Raw genomic sequence first — 15,912 nt, forward strand, 5'->3', positions numbered from 1 at the left:
TGAAAAAGAAAAATGTTTTGCATATTCCTTTCACACAGCCTGCGATAAAAACGGGTTTGTATTAGGAGTAAAAGTTGAAGCAGCGAATGTACACGACAGCGTAATGTTTCAAGAAGTATTAGAAGAAGTTGAAAAGAGAGTAGGAAAACCGAAAGCAATAGCAGTAGACGCAGGCTATAAAAATCCGTACATATTAAAGACAATATTTGATAAAGAAATAATACCAGCAGTGCCATACACAAGACCAATGACAAAAGATGGTTTCATGAAAAAGCAGCAGTACGTATACGATGAATATTATGACTGTTACATATGCCCACAAAATGAAATATTAACATATGTTACAACCAATAGAGAAGGATATAGAGAGTACAAATCGAATCCAGAAAAATGCAGGAATTGTCCTTTAAGGGAAAAGTGTACCCAAAGTAAAGACTACACAAAGAGGATATTCAGGCATATATGGGAAGGTTATGTAGAAGAAGCAGAGCATTTAAGGCATACACCTTATTGTAAGGAAGTATATGAAAGAAGGAAAGAGACAATAGAGAGAGTATTTGCTGATATGAAAGAGAAGCATGGTTTGCGATGGACAACATTAAGAGGAAAGGAAAAATTGTCCATGCAAGCGATGCTTGTTTTTGCTGCCATGAATTTAAAGAAAATGGCAACATGGTTATGGAGGAAGTGCATAAGCCCTTTAGATACTTTAAACTTTTATCCATTATTTGGAGTTTTAAAGAAAATTTTATCCAGATATATACAGCCCCTGCTTTCGGTACTAAGAAAACAGGGGCTAAAATTTTGCTTTGTCAACAAACTGAAACCGGGTGATATTCCCGGTTTTTTAATGTGGAGTGTACCGAATTTGTAACTGTTGTATTGGCAATGGCAAAGACTCGTACCGAACTTAAAGAAAAGGGGGAATAAGGAAATGTGTTTGCTAGTTTGAATTTATATAAGAATGGGATGGCAGTCGGGATAGTAGAGACAAAATAATGTGAAATAATGTGAAGTGTGATAAAGCTTTAAAAAGATGAGAGGTTGATGATAAAATTTTTTATAATTTTTATATATTTTAAGAAGGAATTTTAAAAATAATGTCGAATATATAAAATTAAGATAATAAGAAGTTAGAAATAACATAAATTTACTTTAGAATATAGGAAGTTATATGTAGCATTATTTAAGAAAGGCCATAATTGTTTTTTGCTAAGTAGATAATACAAATTTTATTTTATAAACTTATTACGAACTTCTTAATAAGTTAGGGAGGGTAAAGTAAATTGAGGCGAAAAAACAACTTAAAAGAATTAAAAGACAGAAACAAAAAGTTAATTTTAAAAACACTTATTAATAAAGGTGCATTGTCAAGAACAGAAATTTCGCAATATACTGGTTTAAGCTTAACAGCTGTTTCAGATTTGACTGACGAATTAATAGAGGAGAATATTATAAAAGAAAACGGGGTAGGTACATCTACGGGTGGCAGAAGGCCCATTATGCTACAGTTTAATCCTGAAAGTGGATATATTTTAGTGGTTAAGGTTGATGAAAATAAAATAATAGCTTCTTTGTTTGATTTTTCTATGAATAAGATATCACAGAAGGAAATTAAATTTGATTATTTTGAAATATCTAAATTAGAGGCAAAAATAAAAGAATGCTATTTTTCTTTTGAAAAAGAAATATGTAAAGATGATAAAAAAATATTTGGCATAGGTATTTGTTTGAACAATGATGTTAAAATTTTAAAACCGAGAGGAATTTTAAATACATCTATTTCTTCAGAGTTTATAACAATAGAGCAGTCACTATCTTTGGAGCTGGGACTTACTGTTGTTGAGGAAGATGAATTGAATTTAAAGGCTATGGCAGAATACCAAAACCTAAATATGAGAGAGAATCTTGCTTACATTAAAATAGATGAAGATATAGAGTCTTCAGTAATTATAAAAGGGAAGCGTTTGGAAACTAGCATAAATATTGGACAAATGATCGTAGATAAAAATGGCCCAACCTTAGACGAGGTAGTATCAATAAAATCAATAATAAAAAGAGTATTAATAATGATAATCGAAGAGCATGAAAAGGAACAAATTGATAATATACCTCCAATAAATATTGATAATTTGTGTGAAATATTAAATGATGAGAAAAAAAATCGTCTTATAAATGAAGTAAGTAACTATTTAAAAGTGGCTATTATCAATTTAAAAAATTTACTGGATATAAAAGTCTTTATATTTGATGGTAAAATATTAAAATTATCAGCTATTATTAATTCTCTGGCAAGATCTTGCGAGAATCTGGTGATTAAAAATCCATCTACAAAAGATGAAGATGTTATGAGAGAAGCAGCAAAGCTTACTTTAAAAAAAATAATAAATATACAGGAGGCGTAGCTTTATGGAATTTCTTGATTTGCTTAATTCAAACAAAATGACGTTAATAGTTAGTCTACCTGAAAACAAATTAGAATTTGCACAGGCTGCTGTGAAAGGAGGTGCAGATGCGTTAAAGGTCCATGCCAATGTTTATCATTCGGCGAGTGGCAATAATTTCAGAGGTATAATGGAACAAAGGGAGGTGTTTGAAGAGATAATTAAATATGCCAATGTGCCTGTGGGTCTTGTTCCTGGTGCACAGTTATATGCAAGCAAAGATGAAATTAAATTTGTAGAAGAAATTGGCTTTAGTTTTTTGTCGATGTTTGCCCATTATATGCCACTTTATATGATTGATTCAAATCTTGACAAGATGATTGCTGTTAATGAAACATATGATTTAGGTCATATCAGGGCAGTTAATAGAATAGGTGTAGATGTAATAGAAGCAGATGTTCTTCCCGATGATAGAAGAGAAAAAATTTATGTATTTGATTTAATGAGATATGGCAGGCTTGTTGAAAATGTTGACAAACCTGTTGTGGTTCCTACTCAAAGGATTATAGAACCGGAAGAAGTAAGATTCTTATATGAATTAGGAGTAAAAGGGATAATGATAGGTGCAATTGTGACAGGAAATACCGTAGAAGGAGTTGAAAGAACAACTAGTTTGTTTAGAGAAGCGATAAATAAATTGTAAGGGGGTTTTTATCATGCAGGCAGTGTTGATATTGGTTCTTTTTTTAGCAATTGCAGTGCTTATGATAACTAGGAAGTTGCCCACATTAATAGCACTTCCAATACTTGCGATAGGAATAGCAGTAATTGCTGGTGTTCCTCTAAAAATGGTAGACCCTAAGACTAAAGTAGACAACGGGCTTTTAGCTTATGTGATAGATGGAGGAGCTATAAAACTTGCTGCTGCATATGTAGCAGTAATGTTTGGCGCATGGCTTGGGCAAATAATGAACCAAACTGGGATATCGAAATCCATCGTTAAAACAGCAGCTGAATTAGGTGGAGACCGACCTTTTATAATAACAATTTTAGTTGCAGCAGCAATAGCTTTACTATTTACAACTGTAGGTGGTCTTGGTGCTGTAATAATGATTGGTAGTATAACAATACCTATATTGATGTCAGTAGGTGTAGCTCCTATGACAGCAATTGCAGTATTTTTGTTTGGTATGGCGATAGGTCTTGAACTTAATATGGGAAATTGGGCTTTTTATATAACGGCCACTGGTGTAACGTTAGAACAAGTTAGAAATTTTGCATTAGTTCTTATGGTTTTAACTGCTATAACAGCTCTGGTTTTTATAATTATAGAATTTAAACGCCAAGGCCTAAAATTTGCTTGGGCTCAAGCAAATGATGAAGAAATAGAACAAAAAGCGAATTCTTTAGCATTATTAACACCACTTATACCTATTTTATTTGTATTAGTGTTTAAATGGTCGATTATTTCATCTTTTATGGTTGGAATAGTTTATAGCGTAATTACAACACAAAAATCGGTTAAAAATGCTTTAAATACCCTTACCAAAACTGCTTATGATGGTATAGCAGATTCTGCACCAGCAGTGCTTTTAATGATAGGAATTGGCATGTTGCTAAATGCTGTTATGCATCCTATGGTCGCAAAAAGCCTTGAACCCATTTTAAAGAGTATTATTCCTTCATCGCGAATATCGTACATTATATTTTTTAGTTTACTTGCACCGTTGGCTCTTTACAGAGGTCCTCTAAATTTATGGGGATTGGGAAGTGGTATAGCTGGTCTTATCATTGGTTTAAAACTTTTGCCACCGACTGCAGTAATGGGTGCACTTTTATCAACAGAAAGGATTCAAGCGATAGGAGATCCAACAAATACACATAATGTTTGGTTAAGTAATTATGCTGGTGTTGACGTTAATAAACTTCTATTAAAATTATTACCATATATATGGGCACTTGCTATAGCTGGCGTAGTTACAGCTTCAGTAATGTTCTTTTAAAACATAAAAGGGCTAAGTGATTTAACTTAGCCCTTATCATGACATGTATAGGAGGAGATAATGTTGAAAGTAAGAATCGGTATAGATGTTGGAGGAACATTCACAGATGCGGTTGCCATAGATAATGACACTTATGAATTAATAGGGACAGTAAAGCTTCCCACAACTCATACTGCAAAAGAGGGAGTCGCGAAAGGCATTATTGATGTACTTAAAAAACTTATGGATGAGTACAACATTAAGCCAGGAGATATCTTGTTTATAGCTCATGGTACAACACAGGCAACAAATGCATTATTAGAAGGTGACGTTGTTCCTGTTGGCATTATAGCTGCAGGGAAAGGGCTTGAGGGTATTAAAGTAAAAAGCGATACAAATATACAAGATATAGAACTTGCACCAGGTAAAATATTAAAGATTGTAAATAAATATGTTGAATTAGACGACGAATTTGAAAAAAACGTAGAAATGAAAATCGAAGAGTTAAAGACGCAAGAGATAGGAGCAGTTGTTGCTGCTCAAGCCTTTTCAGTGGACGATCCAACAACAGAGAATAGAATAATAGAGATTGTAGAACAAAAAGGACTTCCGGTGACAGCAACGCACGAAATAACAAAGCTATACGGATTAAAAATAAGGACAAGGACCGCAGCAATAAACGCATGCATACTTCCCAAACTGATAGAAACAGCAAACATGACAGAAGAAAGCGTAAAGAAATCCGGCATAAAGGCACCTCTTATGATAATGAGAGGTGACGGAGGAGTAATGAGTATAGCAGAAGTGAGAAAAAGACCAATACTTACCTTGCTTTCAGGACCTGCTGCAGGTGTAGCGGGTGCCCTTATGTATGAAAAAATATCTGATGGCATATTCCTTGAAGTTGGAGGAACAAGTACAGATATCTCTGCAATAAAAACAGGCAAAGTAATGGTAAACTATGCGGAAATTGGAGGGCATAAAACATATCTTAATTCTCTTGACGTAAGAACGGTAGGAATAGCAGGGGGAAGTATGATAAGGCTTGGTGACAAAGATATAGAAGACGTTGGACCCAGAAGTGCTCATATTGCAAATTTACCTTATGCAGTCTACAGCGATCCAGAAGAAATAATAGAACCTGAAATAGTATATATAAAACCAAAAAAGAACGATCCTGATAATTATGTTGCAATCAAAAGCAAGAATGGAAAAGTATTTGCAGTAACTGTATCCTGTGCAGCAAACGTATTAGGATATGTAAGACCAGAAGATTATGCCTATGGTAATGTAGAAGCTGCAAGAAGGGCCTTAGAACCAATTGCGAAAAAACTCAATAAAACAGTTGAAGAAGTAGCAAAGAAAATTATGGACATTGCGAGCATGAAAGTAATAAAAGTTGTTGAACAACTTCTTACTGATTGCAAACTTGACAAATCTACTACAGTACTTGTAGGTGGGGGAGGAGGAAGTGCATCAATAGTTCCCTATGTTGCAAAAATGATGGGTATGGACCATAGAATAGCCAAAAACGCCCAGGTGATCTCTACAATAGGTGTAGCACTTGCAATGGTAAGAGAAATAGTAGAGCGTACCATACAAAATCCTACTGAAAAAGACATATTGTCAATAAGAAACGAAGCAAAAGAAGCAGTGATAAAATCGGGAGCATTAGAGGAAACAGTAGAAATATATGTAGAAATAGACTCACAGAAAAATATAGTGAGGGCAATTGCGACAGGAGCTACAGAGTTGCGTTCGAAGGACATATTAAACAGGAATTTAGGACGAGAAGAAATAAAGAAAATAGCAGCTCAATCAATGAAGCTCGAGTCAGCAAAAAACGTTCAAATAATCGATGAAACAGGTTCAATGTATATCGTAAAAGGCATAGAAAACAAGAAGAAATTTTTTGGATTGTTATCACAAAAAATAGAAAGCGTAATGGTAATAGACAAAGAAGGAGTTATAAGACTTAACAAAAATAACGGTAAAGTATATAGAACAAATATAACAAACTTTGAAAATTATTTAAACAAAGCATTAGAACAAAACATATTTTACGGTGATGGTGGAGCTGAAATTCCTGACTGCTTTATCATACTACCAAATAGAATAGTAGACTTATCAGGACTTATTGACAAAGAACAAATAATTTCACTGGCAAAAGTAGAAATAAGTGGCTTATCTGATAATGACCGAATACTCATATTATTAAGCAAAAGGTGATGAAATGGTACCCTCTGTATTTCTTAATAAACAACAATTAATTGACCAGGAATTAAAATTTGATATATATTACAATAGAATATCCGACCTTAATCTTGATGATATATTAGAAATAGCATGGAATAGAGGGATAAAAGAGGCAGAAAAAATAAAAGACAAAGACATAAAACAACTAATATTTCAAGAAAACATACTTATAGAAACAGATGAAAAAAGTTATAACCCTGCCTATACTATTTTTAGCGATTATAACAGTAAAGAAAAAAAGATTACCATTTACAAAAAAAATATACAAAATGTCTTTATCCCTTCTATACCAGACAAATATTTCTTTTGGAAAGATAATGAAAAAATTGTAGATTTATTTCTGACTCACGAATATTTTCACCATTTAGAGGCCAAATATATTGGATTAACAAGTGAAATAAAAAAGATACAAATAAAAATTGGTCCATTTATACTAAAAAGAAGATTAAGAGCATTAAGTGAAATAGCAGCCCATGCTTTTGTAAAAGAATTTTATGATATATGGTAGGTGGTAGAATGAAACCATATGATGTAGTTGTTGTCGGTGGTGGCGTATCAGGAACAGTTGCAGCAATAGCATCTGCAAGAAATGGAGCTCAAACTCTACTAATTGAACGATATGGATTTCTCGGTGGTTCACTTACAAATATGGGCGTTGGCCCTATGATGACGTTTCATGCGGGTGATAGACAGGTTGTAAAAGGAATACCACAAGAGATAGTAGATAATCTTGTAAAAATAGGGGGAAGTCCTGGCCACGTAATAGATACAACTGGGTTTGTAAGCACTGTAACACCCTTTGATGTAGAACTTATGAAATACATTTTAGAGAAGATGCTAATAGATAGCGGTGTAGGAATACTATATCACAGCTATTTATCGGGTGTTGAGATAGATGGAAGCAAGATAAAATCAATTAAAATTGTGAACAAATCAGGGGAAATGACTATAAAAAGCAAAATTTATATAGATTCAACAGGAGATGCAGACCTTGCTATAAGATGTGGAGTCAATTATTTATTAGGAAGACCCAAGGATAACTTGACACAACCGATGACAATGAATGTTAGAATAGGCAATGTAGATATACAAAAAATAAAAGAATATATGCTAAATAATCCAACTGAATTTAGAATGGTAGATAAAGAAAAAATCATAAAAGCAAAAAGATTATCGGTAAATGGCTTTTATTCTATATTGAAAGAAGCAAGAAAAAAAGGAGAAATAAATTTTGAAAGAGACATGGTGTTATTTTTTGAAACAAATACACCAGGTGAAGTTATAGTAAACATGACAAGGGTACAAAGGCTAAATGGTACAGATATAAAAGATTTAACCAAAGGTGAAATAATCGGAAGGAATCAAGCCATTGAGTTGTTTAACTTTATGAAAAGAAGAATACCTGGTTTTGAAAATAGTATATTGATTTCAACAGGTCCGCAAATAGGAGTGAGAGAAACTAGGAAAATAGTCGGTGAATATATATTAACAGCTGAAGACCTTGTTTCAAACAAGCGCTTTGATGACTGCATTGCAAAAGGGGGTTATCCTGTTGATATACATTCTCCGGAGGGGGAAGACGTTGTTTATATGAAACTTAAAGAGGGAAGTGATTACGACATACCATACAGATGTTTGTATAGTAAAAAAGTAGATAATTTACTTGTGTCAGGCAGATGTATATCATCAACGCATGAAGCAAATGCAGCAATAAGAGTTTCACCAATTGCTATGGCAACGGGTCAAGCGGCAGGGACAGCTGCAAGTATAGCAGCAAAAGAGAATGCAAAAGTTTCGAATGTTGATGTAAAAATGCTGAGAAACATTTTATTAAAGCAAGGGGCTTATATTTAATGGTACAAGGTACATTAAATAGGTACCTTGTACCATTAAATTTTTACATATTTACTGGTTTATTGTTTTCATCTACAAATATTACTTTAGGCTTATAATTTTTGGCTTCCTCATCCTCCATTATTGCATAAGATATTATGATGATTATATCGCCTACCTGACATAGTCTTGCTGCTGCGCCGTTTATACATATTGTACCTGAGCCACTTTCGCCTTCTATTGCGTAAGTGTCAAATCGTGCACCGTTGTTGATGTTTAAAACTTGTACTTTTTCATTTGGCAGTATATCAGCAAGTTCCATTAAATTTTTATCAATTGTTATAGAACCCTGGTAATTTAAGTTGGACTCTGTTACAATTGCTCTGTGTATTTTAGATTTCATCATAAACCTTTGCATTATATATTTTCCCCCCACAATAGATTATCTATAAGTCTTGTTGTCCCAATAAAGCAAGCTATTGCAATAAGTGCTTTATCTTTTATATAAGTTAAGTCTTCTAATGTATCAGGATGAACGCAGGAGACATATTGTACTTTGCATAAAGGCTCTGAGTTTAAGACCTCATTTACTTTTTTTATTATAGTATTAGCATTTCTTTCGCCATTTAGAAGTAATTTTTCAGCTTCTTTTAAAGATTTCGAAAGTATTAAAGCTGCTTTTCTTTCTTCAGGATTTAGATAGACATTTCTTGAACTCATTGCTAAACCATCAACTTCTCTTACAATAGGCGCTTTTATTATTTCTACAGGGAAATTTAAGTCTTCCACCATTTTCTTTATTACTGCAACTTGTTGGGCGTCTTTTTGTCCGAAAACTGCGATGTCTGGGGTGAAAATGTTAAATAATTTTGCTACAACTGTTGTGACGCCTTTAAAATGACCGGGCCTGAAAGCTCCACAAAGTTTATCAGTAATTTTATCTACATTTACTGTTGTGAGAAGTTCAGAAGGATACATTTCCTCTACAGAAGGAGCAAAAACAAGGTCACAGCCTTCTTTTTCAAGAAGTTTTAAATCCCTTTCCAGGTCTCGAGGATATCTATCAAAGTCTTCATTAGGTCCGAATTGAATTGGATTTACAAATATGCTTACAGATACAAAATTTGAATGCTTTTTTGCAATTCTTACGAGGGACAAATGGCCTTCGTGCAAATATCCCATTGTAGGTACAAGTCCAATTTTTTTACCTGACAATTTTTGTTCTTTAATTATATTTCTTACATCACTAATTTTATCTGTTACTATCATTTATTCTCCCTCTTTTCTAAAGTAAAAGAATGTTCTTCATCTGGAAATAAACCTTGTTGTACTTCTTTAATGTAGGCATTTATGCCCTCTATCATTATTTTTTCAATATCTGCGTATTGTTTTACAAATTTAGGCCTATGACCTTGTGTTATACCTAACATGTCATGGGTGACGAGGATTTGGCCATCGCAGTAAGGACCTGCTCCTATTCCAATAGTTGGAACTGAAATATTTTCTGCAATGTTTTTTGCAAGCTCCATTGGGATGCTCTCAAGCACTAGGGCACATATGCCGGCTTGTTCTAATACTTTGGCATCGTTAAAAATTTTTTTGGCTTTTTCTTTTTCTTTGCCTTGGACTTTATATCCTCCCAATTGATGTACTGATTGAGGAGTAAGTCCGAGATGGCCTACCACCGGTATTCCTGCATCTACTATGGTTTTGACTATGGAAGCTATTTCTTCTCCGCCCTCCAACTTTACGGCGTGAGCTCCGCCTTCTGCAATAAGCCTTGCAGCATTTGCCATAGTCTGTTCTTTTGATATGTGATATGACATAAAAGGCATGTCGGCAACTACAAAGGCACGATTTACTGCCCTTGAAACGGCTTTTGTGTGATGTATCATGTCCTCCATTGTGACAGGTATTGTGCTTTGGTATCCTAAAACCACCATTCCAAGGGAATCTCCTACTAAAATCATGTCAATTCCGCAATTATCGAGGATTTTAGCTGTGGGGAAGTCATAAGCAGTTAAAGCTACAATCTTTCTTCCTTCTTTCTTAAATTTCCTTAGTGTGAGAGTTGTTACTTTTTCCTCCATTTAATATACCCTCCAATTCAAAATATTTTTCATTGTTAAAACTTCCTTTTTCATAAGCAATCTCAAGAGTTAATTTACCCAAACTTTTATAAAGCTCTTTAAGACTTGGATCTTTTATATTTTCAAGATGAAGTTTTACAGTGTTTACATCCCCTCTTGCTATAGGACCTGTCAAAGCATCAGTTGTGCCTTTTTCTTTTATATTTTTTAAAGTTCCCTCCATTAAAGGGATTAAGGCATCAGGATAATTTTCAAAAGGGAAACCTGATTCTTTTAGAAGAAGCAAACTAAATTTTGAAAGAGCTATAAGGTAATTTGAGGCTACAACACAAGCAGCATGATAAAGGGGTCTTACTATATTGTTTAAAACTATGTATTTACCTGATATTTTATTTACAATTTCTTTTCCAATTTCAACTGCTTTTTCATCTCCTTCTAAAGTGAAATAGGATTTTGGGAGAAGTTCTAAAGCTGATGATACAGAGGGACACGTTTGTATAGGATGCATTACCATGATAAAATTATTTTCATCTTTAAGAGGGTTTAAAACTTCTAAATTTAAAGCTCCACTTAAATGAGCAAAAGTTTTTTCTTTAAGTATTTCCTTGTACTGACTTAAATTATTTACTACTTCTGGTATGCTGTTGTCATTTGTGCTTATTATAATTACATCAGAATTTGTGATGACCTCTTCATAAGAAGAAAAGACACTGGATTGTGTAAATTCAGCTGATTTTTTGGCTGATTCTAAACTCCTGCTTAAAAAACCTGAAATATTAATACCATTTTGGGATAACAAAAAAGCGAGGCTTGTTCCTACAACGCCAGCCCCGACAAATCCAATTTTCAATAGTTTTCCCTCCTTTTAATTAAGACAAAAAACCTTCCACGGATGGGAAGGTAAATCTTCTTTATTTCCCGTCCCGGTCTTGTGATCCTGGCGGGGCATATAAGCCCTATTGAATTTTTACGAAGTGTGTGGTTCTATGAAGATACCACCACTTTTAAAATAGCACAATGTTTTTATAGAGTCAATAAAGACAATTACTATTCTAGCTTTCTTGCAAAAATGAGATAACCTGTGTGACCTACCATCAGGTCTTCTGGCCTTAACCTCTGAGGGATTAATTTATATTTTCTAAGCATAATTTCACTGACTTCTGAAATATAAAACCCATTTTTTTCAAGTGCAGCTAAACTTTCAGATACTTGATTTGTAGTGGGAACTAATATTCCTAAGTGCCCTACAGGTTTTAGTGCTTTTTTTACTTCTTCTAAAACTTCCCATGGTTTTCTAACATCTAAGAAAAATGCGTCCAAATCTCTTTCTTTGATTCCATCATTTATAGATTTATTGTACATTATGACATTGTCAAATTCCAAAAATTCGCTGAGATTTTTTTGTGCAAGCTTATAAAATTCCTCTCTTTGTTCATATGTATATACTCTTCCATAAGGTCCCACAGCGCGAGAGAGGTATACAGTGAAAGCTCCAGAACCTGTTCCTGCTTCACCTACTCTTTTGCCTGGAAAAATGTCAAGGCGCATTGCTATGTAAGCTCCCTCTTTTGGATAGACAATTTGTGTTTGGCGCTTTAAAGAGTGCATTATGTAGTCAAAAGTATCACAATTAAGTACGTAATATTTTACTCCGTGTACTTCAAAACTATTGCCGGGTTTTATTTGGGACAAAAAATCTGTATCAATTTGACCTTTTGGCAGTCCTATTTTAGAGGTAGAGGATAGATCAACTACTTTTTTAAAATTATCTGGCCCTATTATTACTCGTTTTGTAGTGATTTTTGAATCCACATTTTATTCCCCCTTTCTTTTAAAAGGGTTTTTTATGCCTATATTATAACACATTATATTATAAAGTTACAGATTAAAGGATATTTTCAAGAGTTGGTTTTTCATTTTGGGGTATATGTCTTATTAACATTTTAATAGCTTTAAGCTGTGCCATGCTTAAATCTTTGTTTTTTGTTTCTACATAGCTTTTTAATTTTTCCATGTTTATTTCTATTTCGTCAATTTCTCTATGTTCTATCAGTATTGCCCATTTCTTGTCTATATTTTTCCATTCTTTTTCTGCTTTATCTATGTTTTTCTTTGCTTCAGTCCAGTTTTCCTTTTCTATATTTTGTTGAACTATTGTCAGTATTTTATCTAAATTTTCAGAGGTTTTATCAAGGTAGTTAAAAGATACAATATCTAAAAGCAGGACGAAAGCGACAATGGATATCATCAAAGGAACTACATATCGCACATTTAACCTTCCTTTCTGTAAACAGTCAAAACTTTATTGGTATCTAAAGAGGCAAAAAGCACTTCTTTGACATTTTGTATTTTCCACATTTTAAGTTGTGCGTTTAGCCATTCCATGTCAATACCCGCTTTTTGCATATTTTGGTGCATAATTATTCCATCAATTATTATTGGAAGAGGCAAGCCTTCGTATTGAGGTGTCAAATTTAAATCTTGTGGTGTAACTGGTCTTTTATTGGATTTTGGTATTACGCTTAAACTGCCATTTGTTTCGAGTATTGCGTATTCTACATCAGCTATGTTAGGATATCCCTTGACTCTTAACTCTTCCAAAAGGTCATTTATGTTGTACCTTTCTTTTTGGAGCTGAGATGTAAGGATTTTTCCATTTTCAACTAAAATTGTAGGAGTACCACAGATTATAGCCCTGGCTCGCAAACTTTTTATTGACAAATAAGATAAAAAAAGTTGAGAGACTAATAAGGTTAAAATAGGTATAATACCTGATACAAGAGGTATCCCTTTGTTTTGCATAGGAATTGCCACTAAGTCTGCTATCATGATTGCTACAACTAACTCGTAGGGTTGAAGCTGACCTATTTGCTGCTTTCCTGAGATTCGCATGAATATTACGACGAGAACATATAAAATTATTGTGCGAAAAAACAGTATCAGCATATTTTCACCCTTTCTAAGTTTTCCATATATAGTATTGTTGAAGGGTTTTGAAAATATTCATTTACATTTATTCTAATCTTTAGCAATAAAGTTTGTTAAAAAACTTTTTGTAATGTAAAATTTTCAGTGGTAACGTTTTATAACAATTTATGATATAGTATGTAAATTTACAAACTGTTATAATATAGATAAGGGATAAATAAAAAATAGGGGTTGAAGAATATGTATAAACTTTTTGTCACAGATGCTGATGGGAGCTTATTAAATAGTAATTCTGAAATCTCTGATAAAAATAAAGAAGCAATAAAAGAGGTGATTTCAAGGGGAGTCATTTTTACTATTGCTACTGGACGTATGTTTTCTTCTATTTTGCCTTATGCCTTTGAACTTAATGTTAATGCTCCGGTGATTTGTTATAACGGTGCTTTAATAAAAGATATTTACACTAAAAAGGTGTATTATTACAATCCTATACAGACAGAAGATGCAATATTTGCGATAAGATTGCTAAAAGAAAGTGGATACCATATTAACCTCTATATTGATGATGAGTTATACGTGGAAGAAATAACTGATAGAGTAGAGTGGTACCTTTCTTTTAACAATGTTACTGTAAATGCGGTGGGGAATTTGGAGGAATTTCTTAAAAGAACGGGAAGCGTAACGGCTAAAATCTATGCGTTGAATGATATGAAAAATCCTATTTCTATTGATGCAGAAATTTACGACGAAATTTCAAAAAGATTGACCATTTCTACTTCTGGAGGAGGACATTTAGAGATTAATGCAAAAGGAGTAAGCAAGGGAAATGCTTTAAAAACTCTTGCCAATATGTACAGTATAAAAAGAGAGCAGGTAGTGGCGATTGGAGACAATCTAAATGACCTGTCAATGATAGAATATGCAGGATTGGGAGTAGCTATGGGGAACGCTCCTGATATTGTAAAAATAAAAGCGGATTATACAACTTTATCAAATGATGAAGATGGAGTTGCTCATGTAATAGATAAATTTTTCTTAAATAAAAAGACAGTAGCTGTATAGTAACAAGTTTAAACGAAAGGGAATAAAATATATTACCGCGAGGGCGGTAATATATTTTTTTATTTTAGGTGATGACCATGGAAGGTATGGTTATAAAATTTATCAGTTTGGTTATTATATTTTTTGGGATTTTATATATGTTATTCTCTTTTTTGCCTCTATTTTGCGAAAAAGAACAAAAAAGAGAGTTAGAAGATGAGTCAGTCAAAAAAATTCATGAAAATGAATGAAAAAAATTGAAAAAATCTATTGACAAAATTCTTTTTAAAAAGTAAAATAACATAAAGCGAAAACGATTAATCCTGGGAGTGATGTGCAATGAGTGCAACGATAAAAGATGTGGCGAGAGAAGCAAAGGTTTCAATTGCTACGGTTTCTAGAGTGTTAAATAACAGTGCTGTTGTTACAGACGAGACGAGACAGAGAGTATTAGAGGCTATAAAAAAGACGGGATATAAGCCTAATGCGTTAGCTCGTAGTTTAAAGATCCAAAAGACTCATACTATAGGGCTTATAGTTCCTGATATTTCTAGTACTTTCTATCCTGAGGTAGTTAGAGGGATAGAGGATATTGCGGCGATGTATAATTATAACATATTTTTGTGTAATACTGACCAAAAAGAGGAAAAAGAAGTCAAATATATAGAAATATTAGGAGAAAAGCAAGTAGACGGGATTATCTTTATGGGGGATATTGTAAGGAATAGTGTTATACAAACGTTTAACGAATTTGGTGTACCGGTGGTGCTGGCAGGTACTCATGACAAAGATAAGAGATTTCCTAGTGTTATGATTGACAATGAAAAAGCCGCATACGACGCAGTAAAATATTTGATTTCTTTAGGGCATAAGAGAATAGGTATGATTTCAGGGCCTATGCATGACCCTATAGGAGGGCTTCAAAGAATTGAAGGTTACAAAAAAGCTCTCGAAGAACACGGCATAAAATATGACCCTGAATTAGTAGTAGAAGGAGAGTTTAAAACTCGCAAAGCATATTTAGCTATGCTAAAGCTTTTGGAATACAAGGTAGATGCAGTGTTTGCAGCATCAGATGATATGGCTGCTGCTGCCATAAACGCCATATTTGACTCAAACCTTAAAGTGCCCGAGGATATCCATATAGTGGGTTTTGACAATACTTACATTTCTACTATTTTTAGACCGACAATTACTACAATACAACAGCCTGCTTACGATATAGGGGCTGTGAGCATGAGGCTTTTAACTAAGCTTTTAGCAAAAGAACCTATTGAAGAAATGCATGTTATTTTGCCTCATCAGTTGATTGTAAGAGAATCTACTGGCTTTGGAGAAGAAAAAAATAGCCGCTAAGGCTATTTCAGTTTGTTGACAAAGTTAAAAATGTTCAAAGGA

The 15,912-nt window shown here is 33.5% G+C and carries 16 protein-coding genes; 9 read left to right on the forward strand and 7 right to left on the reverse strand.

Annotated elements, in window-relative coordinates; all coding sequences use genetic code 11:
- The 7 genes from M663_RS0111345 to M663_RS0111375 all read left to right on the forward strand — a co-directional run.
- Nucleotides 1-874, forward strand: an 874-nt coding sequence (locus M663_RS0111345; protein WP_042805354.1) for a transposase, incomplete at its 5' end; no start/stop codon positions are given.
- 412 nt (nt 875-1,286) lie between these two features.
- Nucleotides 1,287-2,405, forward strand: coding sequence for an ROK family transcriptional regulator (locus tag M663_RS0111350; protein WP_029688993.1), 1,119 nt, complete (start codon nt 1,287-1,289; stop codon nt 2,403-2,405).
- 4 nt (nt 2,406-2,409) lie between these two features.
- Nucleotides 2,410-3,087, forward strand: coding sequence for a hypothetical protein (locus M663_RS0111355; RefSeq protein ID WP_013149874.1), 678 nt, complete (start codon nt 2,410-2,412; stop codon nt 3,085-3,087).
- Between the two features lie 13 nt (nt 3,088-3,100).
- Nucleotides 3,101-4,387, forward strand: coding sequence for a C4-dicarboxylate ABC transporter (locus M663_RS0111360; RefSeq protein WP_029688994.1), 1,287 nt, complete (start codon nt 3,101-3,103; stop codon nt 4,385-4,387).
- Between the two features lie 60 nt (nt 4,388-4,447).
- Nucleotides 4,448-6,595, forward strand: a complete 2,148-nt coding sequence (locus M663_RS0111365; protein WP_029688995.1) for a hydantoinase/oxoprolinase family protein — start codon at nt 4,448-4,450, stop codon at nt 6,593-6,595.
- 4 nt (nt 6,596-6,599) lie between these two features.
- Nucleotides 6,600-7,130 (forward strand): hypothetical protein, encoded by a 531-nt coding sequence (locus tag M663_RS0111370; RefSeq protein WP_029688996.1) that lies wholly within the window; start codon nt 6,600-6,602, stop codon nt 7,128-7,130.
- An 8-nt stretch (nt 7,131-7,138) separates the two neighbouring features.
- Entirely contained in the window at nt 7,139-8,476 is a 1,338-nt protein-coding gene (locus M663_RS0111375; protein ID WP_029688997.1) for an FAD-dependent oxidoreductase, read from the forward strand.
- A gap of 43 nt (nt 8,477-8,519) precedes the next feature.
- Here the strand turns inward: M663_RS0111375 and panD are convergent, their stop codons facing one another.
- The 7 genes from panD to M663_RS0111410 all read right to left on the reverse strand — a co-directional run bounded on the left by panD (nt 8,520) and on the right by M663_RS0111410 (nt 13,491).
- Nucleotides 8,520-8,873 (reverse strand): aspartate 1-decarboxylase, encoded by a 354-nt coding sequence (panD, locus tag M663_RS0111380; RefSeq protein ID WP_029688998.1) that lies wholly within the window; start codon nt 8,871-8,873, stop codon nt 8,520-8,522.
- A complete protein-coding gene (panC, locus tag M663_RS0111385; protein ID WP_029688999.1) occupies nt 8,873-9,724 on the reverse strand; it encodes a pantoate--beta-alanine ligase in 852 nt (283 codons plus the stop codon). The genes panD and panC overlap by 1 nt, the downstream gene beginning before the upstream one ends.
- Nucleotides 9,721-10,545: a 3-methyl-2-oxobutanoate hydroxymethyltransferase gene (gene panB / locus M663_RS0111390; RefSeq protein ID WP_029689000.1), complete on the reverse strand. Its 825-nt coding sequence runs from the start codon at nt 10,543-10,545 to the stop codon at nt 9,721-9,723. Before panB ends, panC begins: the two co-directional genes overlap by 4 nt.
- The gene (locus M663_RS0111395) at nt 10,505-11,395 is read right to left on the reverse strand and encodes a Rossmann-like and DUF2520 domain-containing protein (RefSeq protein ID WP_029689001.1); all 891 of its coding nucleotides are present in this window, start codon (nt 11,393-11,395) and stop codon (nt 10,505-10,507) included. The genes panB and M663_RS0111395 overlap by 41 nt, the downstream gene beginning before the upstream one ends.
- Before the next feature lie 197 nt (nt 11,396-11,592).
- Nucleotides 11,593-12,357, reverse strand: a complete 765-nt coding sequence (locus M663_RS0111400; RefSeq protein WP_029689002.1) for a tRNA (adenine-N1)-methyltransferase — start codon at nt 12,355-12,357, stop codon at nt 11,593-11,595.
- A 73-nt stretch (nt 12,358-12,430) separates the two neighbouring features.
- Nucleotides 12,431-12,814, reverse strand: coding sequence for a DUF4363 family protein (locus tag M663_RS0111405; protein ID WP_029689003.1), 384 nt, complete (start codon nt 12,812-12,814; stop codon nt 12,431-12,433).
- A 2-nt stretch (nt 12,815-12,816) separates the two neighbouring features.
- Entirely contained in the window at nt 12,817-13,491 is a 675-nt protein-coding gene (locus M663_RS0111410) for a DUF421 domain-containing protein (protein WP_029689004.1), read from the reverse strand.
- A 222-nt stretch (nt 13,492-13,713) separates the two neighbouring features.
- Here M663_RS0111410 and M663_RS0111415 point away from each other — a divergent pair, with 222 nt between their 5' ends.
- Together M663_RS0111415 and M663_RS0111425 are read left to right on the forward strand one after the other, a co-directional pair.
- Entirely contained in the window at nt 13,714-14,535 is an 822-nt protein-coding gene (locus M663_RS0111415) for an HAD family hydrolase (protein ID WP_029689005.1), read from the forward strand.
- A 318-nt stretch (nt 14,536-14,853) separates the two neighbouring features.
- The gene (locus M663_RS0111425; RefSeq protein ID WP_029689006.1) at nt 14,854-15,870 is read left to right on the forward strand and encodes a LacI family DNA-binding transcriptional regulator; all 1,017 of its coding nucleotides are present in this window, start codon (nt 14,854-14,856) and stop codon (nt 15,868-15,870) included.
- The last annotated feature ends 42 nt before the right edge of the window (nt 15,871-15,912 follow it).

The sequence above is a fragment of the Thermoanaerobacter sp. A7A genome, from assembly GCF_000445185.1.
Lineage (GTDB): Bacteria > Bacillota > Thermoanaerobacteria > Thermoanaerobacterales > Thermoanaerobacteraceae > Thermoanaerobacter.

Excerpts from the sequence above, each read along its gene's own strand:
- M663_RS0111360 (WP_029688994.1), top strand. The coding sequence starts at position 3,101 with ATGCAGGCAGTGTTGATATTGGTTCTTTTTTTAGCAATTGCAGTGCTT.
- M663_RS0111355 (WP_013149874.1), top strand. The coding sequence starts at position 2,410 with ATGGAATTTCTTGATTTGCTTAATTCAAACAAAATGACGTTAATAGTT.
- panC (WP_029688999.1), bottom strand. The coding sequence starts at position 9,724 with ATGATAGTAACAGATAAAATTAGTGATGTAAGAAATATAATTAAAGAA.
- panD (WP_029688998.1), bottom strand. The coding sequence starts at position 8,873 with ATGCAAAGGTTTATGATGAAATCTAAAATACACAGAGCAATTGTAACA.
- M663_RS0111365 (WP_029688995.1), top strand. The coding sequence starts at position 4,448 with ATGTTGAAAGTAAGAATCGGTATAGATGTTGGAGGAACATTCACAGAT.
- M663_RS0111375 (WP_029688997.1), top strand. The coding sequence starts at position 7,139 with ATGAAACCATATGATGTAGTTGTTGTCGGTGGTGGCGTATCAGGAACA.
- M663_RS0111425 (WP_029689006.1), top strand. The coding sequence starts at position 14,854 with ATGAGTGCAACGATAAAAGATGTGGCGAGAGAAGCAAAGGTTTCAATT.
- panB (WP_029689000.1), bottom strand. The coding sequence starts at position 10,545 with ATGGAGGAAAAAGTAACAACTCTCACACTAAGGAAATTTAAGAAAGAA.
- M663_RS0111370 (WP_029688996.1), top strand. The coding sequence starts at position 6,600 with ATGGTACCCTCTGTATTTCTTAATAAACAACAATTAATTGACCAGGAA.
- M663_RS0111410 (WP_029689004.1), bottom strand. The coding sequence starts at position 13,491 with ATGCTGATACTGTTTTTTCGCACAATAATTTTATATGTTCTCGTCGTA.
- M663_RS0111415 (WP_029689005.1), top strand. The coding sequence starts at position 13,714 with ATGTATAAACTTTTTGTCACAGATGCTGATGGGAGCTTATTAAATAGT.